This window comes from Wolbachia endosymbiont (group A) of Gymnosoma rotundatum (assembly GCF_947250765.1).
In the GTDB taxonomy this organism is placed as follows: Bacteria; Pseudomonadota; Alphaproteobacteria; order Rickettsiales; family Anaplasmataceae; genus Wolbachia; species Wolbachia pipientis.
In genome coordinates, this window is sequence record NZ_OX366347.1 from 102,932 (window position 1) to 116,162 (window position 13,231).

Annotated in this window: 7 protein-coding genes; 6 read left to right on the plus strand and 1 reads right to left on the minus strand. The window is 35.6% G+C overall.

Annotated features, from left to right (window positions below; translation table 11 throughout):
- Nucleotides 1-48 precede the first annotated feature (48 nt).
- On the plus strand, nt 49-192 hold the full coding sequence (locus tag OOK97_RS00520) for a hypothetical protein (RefSeq protein WP_153801319.1): 144 nt from the start codon (nt 49-51) through the stop codon (nt 190-192).
- 731 nt (nt 193-923) lie between these two features.
- On the opposite strand, the gene OOK97_RS00530 is transcribed toward OOK97_RS00520, so the two are convergent.
- Entirely contained in the window at nt 924-2,459 is a 1,536-nt protein-coding gene (locus OOK97_RS00530; RefSeq protein WP_015589250.1) for a lysine--tRNA ligase, read from the minus strand.
- Between the two features lie 108 nt (nt 2,460-2,567).
- On the opposite strand from OOK97_RS00530, the gene OOK97_RS00535 reads away from it, so the two are divergent.
- The 5 genes from OOK97_RS00535 to OOK97_RS00555 are packed head-to-tail and all read left to right on the plus strand — an operon-like array spanning nt 2,568 to nt 13,208.
- On the plus strand, nt 2,568-2,864 hold the full coding sequence (locus tag OOK97_RS00535) for a type IV secretion system protein VirB3 (protein WP_007548615.1): 297 nt from the start codon (nt 2,568-2,570) through the stop codon (nt 2,862-2,864).
- Between the two features lie 9 nt (nt 2,865-2,873).
- Nucleotides 2,874-5,279 (plus strand): VirB4 family type IV secretion/conjugal transfer ATPase, encoded by a 2,406-nt coding sequence (locus tag OOK97_RS00540; RefSeq protein WP_010962886.1) that lies wholly within the window; start codon nt 2,874-2,876, stop codon nt 5,277-5,279.
- Nucleotides 5,272-7,836, plus strand: a complete 2,565-nt coding sequence (locus OOK97_RS00545; protein ID WP_264705364.1) for a TrbL/VirB6 family protein — start codon at nt 5,272-5,274, stop codon at nt 7,834-7,836. The genes OOK97_RS00540 and OOK97_RS00545 overlap by 8 nt, the downstream gene beginning before the upstream one ends.
- Before the next feature lie 9 nt (nt 7,837-7,845).
- Nucleotides 7,846-10,230, plus strand: coding sequence for a TrbL/VirB6 family protein (locus OOK97_RS00550; RefSeq protein ID WP_264705365.1), 2,385 nt, complete (start codon nt 7,846-7,848; stop codon nt 10,228-10,230).
- Complete coding sequence (locus OOK97_RS00555) at nt 10,227-13,208, plus strand: TrbL/VirB6 family protein (protein WP_264705366.1); 2,982 nt, start codon at nt 10,227-10,229, stop codon at nt 13,206-13,208. Before OOK97_RS00550 ends, OOK97_RS00555 begins: the two co-directional genes overlap by 4 nt.
- Nucleotides 13,209-13,231 lie beyond the last annotated feature (23 nt).

The following is a 13,231-nucleotide window of genomic DNA, read 5'->3' on the forward strand; positions in this document are numbered from 1 at the left end:
ATTCATTCGCGGTATCTCTTAGCATAGATCCCGCTAACAGGTAGCGGGATGACGGTTGTCAGGCTAGCTGTCATCCAAGTAGCTCGACTACTTGGATCCAGGAAAAAGAATGGTGTCATGAAAGTAGCTGACACTGATTCTTTTATGATGGTGTCATCCCAGTGCCCAGACACTGGGATCCAGGAAACTTAATTGCAAGTAATGCATTGGATTTGGTGAGTATGGGTTTTGCGTTATAGAATGAAGCACTTTTGGTGAATTTATAAAGAAAGCTGGATCCCAGTGTCAAGCACTGGGATGACAAGGTATAAACCTTATCGTCATGCCGCCGCGAACCGTCATACCGCGATTCATTCGCGGTATCTCAGCCGCTAACAAGAGATCCCGCTAACAAGTAGCGGGATGACGGTTGTCGTTCAGCCACAAACATTAAGAAATTTACCAAATGAAAAAAAAGGCAAAAGAAGCCCCGTGGTTATTATCCGCTTTAAAATATTGGCGTTTTTTATGTTTTAAACGCTTGACAAGCAAGATTAAGCTGCTTTTAATTGCAACTAACTTACGCTGCAAATGTTTAAGAAATTTACTAAGCAGAAAAAAAGACAAAGAATCCCCGAGTTAGCTAGTCTTTTACTATCTCTGTCGAGTATTGGCATTTTTTGATGTCTTGTAACGCTTTATAAGCGCGTTCAGCTTATTTAGATAAAAATCTAGATGTAGATGAAGTTTTGTAAAGACATACAGTATCTATATACTGCAAAAAATTGAACATAAGACGCCGATACATTAAGTAATCCTTACCTTTTAATCTGCAGATTGGCGAAAGCAAATACAATAGCTTCAGTTTCATGATAAGGGGGCTTGCGGAGTTTGTCAAGGAATTCTTATTAAAACTAAAGAGCTCAAATGAAAGGAGGTAAACTCTAAAGTATACATTTAGTAGCGCTTTCTATGAGAGAAATCGTATTACCTATTCCGTAAAGCTTTATGAAAGATCCCATTCTTGGACCGGTTTTTTGGCCAAGTAACGTTTCATATAATAGCTGAAACCAGTCACGTAAGTTGGTGTAATCATATTTTTTTCCAATAGAAAATACCTGAGATTGAATTTCTTCAGCAGTAGCAGTTGTAGATAGAGAATGTAAAGTGTCCTTCAAATCTAGTAACGCTGCTTTTTCTTTTTCATTTGGAGTTTTATATGATTTTGTTGGCTTGATAAAATCGTGATAATACTTTACTGCGAAGTCTGAAAGTCTATCAAGCATTTTATTATTTTCTGGTGTAACGTTTGGTGCATAAGAGGATATAAAACCCCATAGGATCTCTTTGTTTTCAGCATTACAAGCTGCTGCTAGGTTTAAAAGTAGTGAGAAATTTATTCCTGAAGTTTCTATACTGGGAACATTGCCCTGGTGAATGTGCCAAGCAGGATTATTTATATCCTTTTCTTTGTTCTCATGATAACGCTTTACAAATTCTAAATATTCATCAGTTGATTTTGGTATCACATCAAAATATAAACGTTTAGCTTTTTTAGGACTCTGAAAAATGTACAATGCTAAGCTCTCTGTTGGTGCGTAAGTTAGCCACTCTTCAATTGAAATGCCATTTCCTTTTGATTTTGATATTTTCTTTCCTTCTTTATCAAGGAAAAGCTCGTAGCAAAACAGAAGTGGTGGCTTTTCTCCAAGTATTTCACATATTTGACTTGAAAGCACAGCAGATGGAGTTAAATCTTTTCCGTGAGCTTCGTAATTTACTCCAAATGCGGCCCACCTCATTCCCCAATCAGGTTTCCATTGCAGTTTACATTTTCCTTTTGTCACTGGAACTTCTATTTTTTCCCCGTTTGGGTCTTCATATGTGATTGTTCCTTTCTCTGTATTTGTTTCAATTACTGGAACTTGTAAAACTTGAGAAGTTTTTGGGCATATTGGCAAGAATGGACTATAAGTCTGCTGTCTTTCTTCCCGAAATGATGGAAGCATTACGTCCATCACTTTATCATAATTTTTCAGTAAGAGTAAAAGTTTTTCATCGTAAACGCCAGATTTATAACACTCTGTTGCACTCCTGAACTCGTATTCAAATTCAAACATATCAAGAAATTTACACAACAATGAATTCATATGATGACCATAACTCTGATGAGTGCCAAATGGATCAGGTATCATAGTCAATGGTTTATTTAAGTGCTCTCTTAGCATCTCTTGATTTGGCACATTATCTGGTATTTTTCGCAAACCATCCATATCATCTGAAACTGCAATGATTTTGGTTTTTATACCAGGAGCTATTTTTTTTAATGCATTTACAATAACTGTAGTGCGGAAAACCTCTCCAAAGGTTCCTATGTGGGGTAAACCAGAGGGTCCATAACCAGTTTCAAATATTATTTCTTTTTTATTAGGAAACTCTTGCAATATTTTTTCTGCTTCTTGAAATGGCCAACTTGTCATTATCGGGATTAAATAATGTATCTTAACTTAAAGTGCTACTAGTTTCAATGGATTTTTAATATAATGATATAGTATTAGTGTTAGAGCTATTATTAGAAGGTTAAAGATATGTCCACAGGTAGTATACAAACAGATCAATTATTTAAAGGTCTTACAAGACCTGCAATGCTCTTTGGTGTGAGTTATATGTTTGCAATATTAAACGTCCTGATTTGCATGCTAATTTTCATTAATTCAAATGATTTAAGAGTGATTCTCTTAATGTTACCAGGTATACATGGACTTGGTTATATAGCTTCTGCAAAAGAACCGTTGTTTATTGAATTATTTATGGTAAAATTGGGAAAGTGCTCGAAATGTTTAAATCGTTTTTACCATGGAGCCAATTCTTATGATATTGCTTAACGTTGTGTGATGCTGAGGTTTAGGGCTATTCAATCAAAGAATAAATCTACTCTGAACAGGGAAGTTCACGCTGCTGAATTTATTCCTTATTCTTGCTATTGGAATAGCACAACCTTGATGACAAAAGAAAATTGGTTGGTTAAGGTTATAAAATTAAGTGGTTTTGCATTTGAAACTGCCGATGACGAGGATTTAGTCATACAGAACAACATCAGGAATCAGATGCTAAGAAGCATTTCATCTCCGGCATTTAGTTTGTATTTTCATACTATCAGACGTAAGAAAAATATTTTTTCTGATGAATTTGCAAGTCAAGGTTTGCCGAATTTTTTCGCTAATCACGTAAATCTAAAATGGAGAGAAAAACACGCAACAAGGCAATCATTTATTAATGACCTATACATTACGATTATCCGTAGAGCGGACACAAAAGGAGTAGAATTTTTGTCACATCTACTAAAAAAATTCGGACATGTAACTTCAAAACATGCTTGGGAAAGTGATATACGTGCCACGTATGAAGATTTAGAGGAAACGACAAATCGTGTAGTGACAAGCCTTAGAAATTATTCGCCTAAAATTCTTGGAGTAAAAGAAACTCCAGATGGTTTGTTCTGCGAAATAATGGAGTTTCTATCTAGAATCGTAAATTGTGGATTCGTTACAAATACGCTTTTTCCGCTAAGAACTGAAATATCAAGATACTTACCAGTACATAGGTTATTCTTTGGCCGTAAGATGATACAGGTTGTGACTCATAATGAGAGTAAATATGCTGGAATAATTAGTATCAAAGAATATGGAAATCATACTTCTGCAGGAATGCTTGATTCGTTTTTACAACTTCCTTACGAGTTTATAATTACGCAATCTTTTCAATTTATAAACAGGCAAATGGCGATTGGAAAAATGCAGATACAGCAAAATCGAATGATACAGTCTGCAGATAAAGCTATTTCTCAAATAGCAGAAATTTCTCAAGCGCTTGATGACGCAATGAGTGGTAAGATTGCGTTTGGTCAACATCACCTGACTATTTTATGTATAGAAAAAAGTCCTAAATCATTGGATAACGCTCTGTCGTTGGTAGAATCAGAGCTTTCTAATTGCGGTGTTTACCCTATACGTGAGAGAGTTAACCTTGAACCAGCATTTTGGGCGCAAATTCCTGGTAATTTCGATTATATAGTGAGAAAAGCTACAATAAGTAGTCTTAATTTGGCTGGATTTGCATCTCAACATAATTATCCTACTGGTAATAAATTCAATAACCACTGGGGAGATGCCGTTACAGTTTTTGACACGACATCTGGTACTCCATTTTTTTTCAACTTTCATATAAGGGATGTTGGACACACTATGATAATTGGCCCAACTGGTGCTGGTAAAACTGTTTTAATGAATTTCCTGTGTGCCCAAGCGATGAAGTTTTCTCCAAGGATATTCTTTTTTGATAAAGATCGCGGTGCAGAGATTTTCTTAAGAGCACTTAGTGGTATCTATACTGTAATAGAACCAAGAACTAAAACAAATTTTAATCCTTTACAACTTGATGATACCTCTGATAATAGAACATTTTTAATGGAGTGGATAAAGTCTTTAATTTCGGTATATAATGATAAATTTACTTCAGAAGATATTGCACGAATTAATGATGCAATTGAAGGAAATTTTAAATTAAGAAAAGAAGACAGATTCTTGAGAAACCTCGTACCGTTTTTAGGGCTTGCAGGTCCTGATACTCTAGCTGGGGCAATATCTATGTGGCATGATAATGGTTCTCATGCTGCAATATTTGACAATAAAGAAGATTTGCTAGATTTTTCACGAGCAAGAGTATTTGGTTTTGAGATGGCTAGCTTGCTCAAAGATCCTGTTGCTCTTGGACCGGTCTTGATTTATTTATTTCATAGGATTAGTATATCTCTTGATGGCACTCCATCTATTATCGTTCTTGATGAGGCATGGGCGTTAATAGATAATCCAGTTTTTGCACCCAAGATAAAAGACTGGTTGAAGGTACTGAGAAAACTAAATGCTTTTGTGATTTTTGCTACTCAGAGTGTTGAGGATGCAAGTAAAAGTACTATTAGCGATACGCTTGTACAACAAACAGCGACACAGATTTTTTTACCAAATCTGAAAGCTACTAGTGTCTATCGGGATGTTTTTATGTTAACTGAACGTGAATATATATTAATTAAGCACACAGATCCGAGTACTAGATTCTTTTTGGTGAAACAAGGAGTCAATGCTGTAGTAGCTAGAATAGACTTAAAAGGCCTGGATGATATAATCAACGTATTATCCGGACGTGCAGAAAGTGTTCTATTGTTACACGATATATTAAATGAAGTTGGGGACAACCCAAAAGTATGGTTGCCTATATTTTATCAGAAGGTAAAAAATGTTTAAGACTAAGCTGTCATTGCTATTAATTGCGATATTTTTACTAAATATAGACTTTTTACTCTCATATCCAGTGCTTGCAGATGGAGTAAGTGGTACTGACAAGACAGAATTTGTTAGCAGATTTAATTCCACTGGCAGTTTTAGTCGTGCCTCTAATCCTGATTGTGGAGCGTTTAAAACAGCTGCAGCACTTGCTGGAATAGCGATTGCTGTTGGCGCAATATTTACTGGCATTGTTTTGATCGTTTCTTCTGCTGGTTTGTTTACCGCTCTTGTTATTGTTGGAATGATAGCTGCAATTGTTGGAGTCTGGAAAGCGATAGGAGGGCTTGTTGTTTGTGAACATAGTTTTGTTAAACACCCAGTTGCACGTGATCATGATGGAAAATACAAAAATTTTAAATTAGAAGACACAGGTTATAGTGGCTGCACCAATGAAAATTACCAAACAGAAGAGGAATATTTTTCTTGTTTGCAAAATAAAGCTCGGGAAGACGTGAACAAAAAAGATTATGACGGGAAAAGAGCAGAAAAAGAAGCCTTAAATTCTAACGTTCAGGAGAGTACAGAGAGTTATTACTGGCCAAAAAACGGTGTGCAATACAGTGAATATATAGAAGTATGTCATCGAAACCCTTTAACTTTTGGTAATCTTTTTAACAAGAAAGACTTTGATTTCAGAAAAGAAACTGGATACATAGATTTTGATGTCAGGGAGAAAGATACTGGATATGTAGATGGGTCATGGTCCCCGAAGGTTGATGGTGAGCTGAAATGTAAAGTTCTCAAAGCAGGACAGAGCGAACCCATACATGGAGCTACATTTAAAGCAGTAAGAAAAATGGGCAGATTATGTGTGGAGTTAGCAAGTGTGAAAATGCTTGGTATCGAAATGACTCCTTGGCCGCAAGGGGTTGATATGGGGTGCACGGAATTGCCACCTGACCCACTTGCTCCTATGTGTGAAAAATCTGTGATGATATTCAAAAATAAAGATGGTACAGGAGAGGAAAAAGTTCCTATTGGTAATAATGATGACTATAAAACTATTATCAGATCTAAAGAAAAAAGACTCAACGGACAAGGGGGGAAAATTTTTGTAGGTTATGATAATGCTGGCTGTTTTAGCTCGTATGTTTCTGAAGCTTGTTATAACCAGGCAGGGAGTAAATCATTAGCTCCTATTCCCGTAACTTCTATGATAGTGCAATGCATTAAGGAATCGTTAGATAATTTAGTTGCAGGTAAAGGTGCACCAAATGGTGAGAGTTTTATATCTGTAGCACAGAAAAGGCTGAAAAACACTGTAACTGCTGTTTTAGTTTTAGCTTTAATACTGTTCTCTATAAAAGCCATGTCTGGTGGAGTTCAGAGGCCTCAAGAAATGTATATGTTGATCATAAAATTCGCTTTAGTGATTTACTTCACAACAGGCAGTACCATGTCTCATTATTATGGAGAATTAACTCGTCTCTCAAATGGTTTGTCAGAGATAGTGCTAAAAGCATCATCTGAAAGTAAAGGCATATGTAATTATAAAGCAGGTACAGATTATGAATATACTCGTGCAGGAAAGAGGGTATCTTACAGTTATCTTGCACCTTGGGATAGGCTTGATTGTAGAATTTTATTTTATTTAGGTGCCCCTTTAGATGGAATTGGTGGCAAAATTGGTACTGGAGGTGTTGCAACGTTAGCAGTCTTGCTTGGTGCTGCTCCTGTCTTATTAGTTGCAGGTTCGGTAATCGGTATTATTTTTGCTGGTGGACAAATTTTAGTAGCTCTTGTCTGTATATTTATGGCCGTTCTGATGATGATGGTTATTTTGTGGCTGTGCTATGTATTTATTTTATCTCTAGTTGCTTTAAGTGTAATCATCATTTTATCACCTTTGTTCATTCCTATGGTTTTATTCCAACACACCAAAGGATATTTTGAAGGCTGGGTGAAAGAGTTGATTACCTATAGCTTATACCCGGTTATCCTTTTTGCGTTTTTGTCCTTTATGTTCATAGCATGTGATAAAATCTATTTTAAAAATTTAAATTTTGAACTGGACGAGTCATATAAAAATGAACAACCGGACAAGTCATATGAAAAGAAACAAGCAGAAATCTCATATAGTAAGAAAAAACAGTGGTTTAAATTGAAAGATGGGGAATGTGATAAAAATGAAACTACTCTTGCATGTATGATGCAAAATTATAGCTTTAAAAAGAGCAGCATACTTGGTCTATTCGACTTTACATACATGGAGTTTGGCAGCTCTCTCATCGGAGAATTATTAAAATTGTGTTTAGTATTATTCCTCTTTTACCACTTTTTAAACATTCTTCCTGGCATGGCTGCTGAACTTGCTGGTAACCATAGAGCAGCACTTGGCTCAGGTCAGACACCTGGACAAATGGTGGGCAAAGCTTTATCTGCTGCCAAAGCTGCTGCTGGGGGTGTTGCTGGAGTTGCTGGTGCTGCTGCTAAGAAGTTGAGTGGTGGAGACAAGAGTAAATCTCGAGGTTCTGGTTCTAGTAGCTCCGAGAGTGTTAACAAAAGCACTGAATGAGTTGGATTTATGCTAAAATTTTTGCTGATAATACCGTTTTTTTTTCTGTCAGGCTGCGGGGAACATCACTGTATTAAGCCAGAAAATTTATCAGGTTTGCGTGAAAAACTAGATATAGTGTCAACAGAGCAGAAATGGGTTGATTCTGGTGTTAATATTTCAGATAGAATAAGAGTAACAGAGATTGATATAGTGCCTAGTAAGGTTAATTTTTGTCCTAAGCAGTATGCAGATTTTGCAATTGGGCCTGGGAGAAATGACGTTGCATTACCATTTGCACTTAAAAAAGGCGATACGATAAGCTTTAGTGTGATTGGAAGTAAAGTGTGTAAAGATAAAGAGAGTGAGACAAAAATCAGGTATTTGAAAATCGACGAAAAGTGTAGCGAGCAAGAAACGGAACATTTTGCACATGTTTTAAATCAAGAGAAATGCCAAGGTGGCAAGGATGGGATATGTCCTAATAAATATATAATAGGCGATGCGCAATGGTTGAGTGGAAGAGAGTACTGGTTTTCGAAGTTAGATCAAGATGAAAGAAAAAAGGAAATTGAAAATATTATTAACTCTATAAAACAAGGAGAGAATATAGATTGCAGCAAGCTTTCAGAGAGCAGTGCAAGTAAGATAGATACGCACATTTTAAATTCACTCTGTAGACGTATATGTAAATTTTCTTCTGGTCGTAGAGGCGAGGATTGCGTGTATATTGAATATAATAATATAGAAATTGAGCTATTCAATGCTTTAAATTCTAGTGGTGAATCTGTTGTTGCTGAAATTATTAGTAACGTATTAAAGGGAAAACAGGTAAAAACTGACATTACATTTCTAAAAGTTGGTATGGATAATGAAACTCTTGAACACATTCCAGGTGGTGGTTTATGTACTAGTTGTGATCATAAGATGGAGAATGACCATCAAATACCAAGTTTAACTTTTAGTCTATGTAGCAGAAATGACAAGAGCTGCTACAATACAAATGACAAAGGCGGGTTCAACATAAGAGTAACGAAGAACCATAGTCTGGAAAATAGCTTGTATATAAGTGTTTCCGATAAATTCCCTGAGCATAAGCCTGGTGAAAATCAAGCGGATATATCTGTAGATATCAGCAAAGTTCATGACATGGAAAACTTGAAAGGAAAATTAAAAGACAAAACAGGCACCATATATTACGGAATAAGAGACCATGGCTGCGATTACAAAAATGAAGGTCAGTTTAGTATTAACCTAACAACTAAAGAGCCACCTACAAAAACTTTTAGTGCAATATATAATTTCTTTGATGAAAAAGTGAAAACTGCATTTTTCGGCTCTAATTATAAAGACCCTAACGCAATTCACTCTGATACTAGTCCTGTGAAGTCTCTTTACGAAAGTTTTATAAAATCAAGCAGAACAAATACCATTAGATCTACTATAATATCACTATTAGTACTATATATAATCTTATATACTCTTTATTACTTTTTTGGATTAACTCATATTTCTATATATGAGTTTTTAATTATATGCGTAAAGATAGGAATCATCGCCCAGCTATTGCAGGATAATAGCTGGGACTTTTTTTATAACAACGCATTCTCTATATTTATTAACACTCCAAAACAACTAATAGAAATAGCAAATTTTAGAGGCACTACTTCAAATGTTTTTGAGTTTCTTGATTTGCCGCTCAATAGGTTCTTGTCATCGCATTCAGTATTGTTAATAGTATCTCTTATATTTTCTGGCCCTTTGGGCATTGTATCTTTTTGCTTGGTGATTTGGGGTTTAATCACAGTGAGCTTATCTATTTTTAATGCCTTATTTTCTTTTATTACATCTATAGCAATAGTTGCGTTATTACTTTCTTTAGCACCTATTTTTATTATTTGTCTTTTATTTGCGTATACTAGGCAGATGTTTCAAAACTGGGTTAAAAATTTAGCAAGATTTGCAATTCATCCAGTGGTCCTTTTAATTTTTATATCACTGATAAGTCAGGTTATGGATTATATTGTGTATTCAGTATTTGATTTTGAGGTCTGCTCTACATGTATACTTAATATTAACCTAAAGATTTTTAACCCTTGTATTTTTTATGGTTATGCTTCCAAATATACACCTAATATTACCGCTATGATGGCTTTTGTTATTTTGGGACACGCTATGAAAGCTTTAGTTGAAGCTTCTTCGGCAATATCTGACTCGTTGTTTGGTGCTTATGTAGCAAGCGAACCTGGAAGACAGTATCAACAAAGCTTAATGGGAACAGTAGGGTTAGATGAACAAAGCGTTCAAAGAAGAGAAAGAGGAGATGCCTCTCAACAGTCAGGTACGTCAAGACCTCAAATACCACAAGGGACTCAAAGGTCAACGCCTCAGATACCACAAGGAAGACAGCAATGATAAGTAAAAGATCACTATTGTTGATACTGTGTCTTGCAATCACTGGTTGTAATATGGATTGTGTCGAGCCTGGGTTGCAGAGCAAAAACACCAGCGTTAATGTGGATGTTCCAGTTCGTAAAGCCGATAAAATTCATTGGGTTGATTCTGGTCAGGTAATTAGTCAGGGTGAGAAAATCAAATTCACCCTCGATGGATCAGTAAATTTTTGCCCTTTTAAAGAAGACAAAAATCCAAGGAAAGTACTTGTGCCAGCTAGCTTTTGTGCTGATGGCTCAGAACCAAATTATAGTAAGGCTGCGGATATTAATAGTGTACCTAACAATTATGGTGTTAATGAAAGTAAAAACGAACTATGTGGTGGCAAAGGATTTGGCAGCAATAGACGTTATGTGGACACTGGAATTAAAGTAAATCCTGGTGACAAGTTAAGCTTCAGCTTAGTTCCCAGAAAAATAACAATTGATTACGACAATCCAGAAGGGAAAGGCATCAATTTTGATGACAATTGTTATAAAGCTGTAGAAAATGACCGTAAGGAAGCTGTATATAAGAAAGCTACAGTGAGTGAAGTACATCAGGGGGGAGAGTTTTTTTGTGATGGTAAAGATGGTACAAAAAATAAAATACAATTTTTACCTCTTGATAAAACAAAAGCAAAGGAAAGCAAAGTGCTAGTTGGCAATGGGTATACCCCATATGATAATAAGGTGCATTTTAATAAAGGTTATATTCAAGACAACGAACCATGGGTATATGGTTCACTACTTGATTTACGCCGCGCTAAAATAGGATTGAACGAGTTATGTAATGGAAAAAACTGTAGTCTTGATGAGAGAAAAAAGTACTCCTCCTATGAGCTTAACTGTTACCATCAAAATATATGCTATACTGAGAAGGGTATATGGAACTATGGTTTAGGTCAAGCAGGAGAACGGAACTGTGTCTCCTCTATAAGGTATAAGAAGTACGATAAAGGAAATAAATGTGATATGTATTCTTATCTAGAAAAAATGGAAGGGAATGTTAAAGCAGGTAGTTTTACTGAAGATGATAAATCTTGGGCTGAGGCTCTTGTTGCAAAAATAAGCGATCCAGGTGATGCAAGTATTTCTGAAGGCAAGCGTAATGATATGAAGGGCGATGCTAAAGGTATTCAATGTCTTCCAAAAAGAGGAGAAGCAGGAAAGGAGAAAAATGATAAACTAGTATGCTCAAAAATCAGTGATAATTTTGAAGATTTTTCCTTAAAATTAAATCATGACTATCCAATAGGAAGTGTAACACCTGGTAGCAGTGTGATGCTTGCCATTGCAGATTATGGTCACTATGGAGCTAATAGAGGTGGGTACCATGTTAAAGTGACTAGATCATGTGAATATATTAATGGCGAAAAATTATATGTATATTTAGGTGATGAGCCACCTAAAGATTTGCATGGTGTGGGAACTAATGATTTTAAAGTGGTAGGAGTGAGAGAAAGAGTAAACGGAAAAGATGAGTACACCATATTAGATGTAATAAGCGGAGAACACTTTCAGAACGAAGAATCTAAGAAGATATATTTCGGCATCAATGTAAGCAACGTAGAGAGAGATGACATTACAGATAAAAATGGCAAATATTATGAAAATAATAAGTACACAGTAACTTTATTTGTTAAAAGAAAAATTAATGATTTTATTTCATCGAATGTAAACGGGGTATTTAAACTTATAAAAGAAGAAGTAATTGGGGACAGCGTTAAAGATTCATACAAAGGATATGCAAGAGGTCTTCTTCAAGGGGTAAGAGCTTTGCTTACTCTATACGTTATATTTACTATCGTTGGCTATATGCTTGGAACAATACAGCTAAGTAAATTTGATTTCATTGTAAGAATGTTCAAGATAGCATTTATAGCTTTTGCCTTTAGCGATAGAAGCTGGGAACTTTTTGGTACAACTTTATCCAGACTTTTTATAGATGGTAGCACTTATTTGGTTGATAGCTTTTCTGGCTATATAGGGGAAGGGGGGAGAAAATTTGCATTCTTAGACTTGACAGCAGGAGTATTATTCACAGCAGAAACTTGGTTAAAGTTTTTATCATTGATGCTCTCTGGTCCTTTTGGCTTTATTGCATTTTTGGCAATACTCTACGCTACTTTTATGTTCTTAAAATGCATTATTAGCGCTACGTTTAAATATGTAATATCTACTGTTCTAGTGGCGTTTTTACTGTCATTAACACCTTTATTTATCGTATTTATTCTATTTCAAAAGACTAAACCCTTGTTTGATAATTGGATAAAAACGTTGGCTCATGTTTCATTAGAACCAGTCATTTTATTTTCATTTTTATCTCTTTTAAATCAGTTGATGTATTCAGTTTTATATAACCTCACAAATTTTTCTGCATGCTATCAATGTTTAATTAGCGTAAATTTCTTATCGTATGATCTGTGCTTGATGAAATCAATACTGCCTCTTGGATACAGTCCTGGCACTAGCGTTGATGTTGCACTCAGTACCGGAGAAAGGGCTGGTGGACACTTTGCAGCATTACCTATAGACCTAATCCAGGCGTTTATATACCTCATTATTGCCGGTGCAATGGAAGCTTTTGTTTCTATATCGGAAACTATGGTACAAACACTATTTAGCTCTGGTTATGGAGTTACTGGCGGTGTTGGTACAGTTGCTAAGAGCGCATCGCAAGCTATGCTGTCAACCGTTGGCCTTGATGATAAGACCCAAAGTATGATACAGAGTATCAAGCAGAAAATGAGTAAAGATCGGGGAAAAATTGAGGCTAAATTACCTAACACGCCAAAGCAACCAGACAAAAAAGAAGATTCTAAAGGAAGTTCTGATAAAACAACGAGTGATAGACCTAAAACATTAAAACAATCAGATCAGCAAAAAAATTCTGATGAAGCAATAAGAAGTGATCCTAGTGCTAAAGCTAAAAACAAGGAAGAAAATGAAGAGGAGTAAGATATAAATGATATTATGGAGTA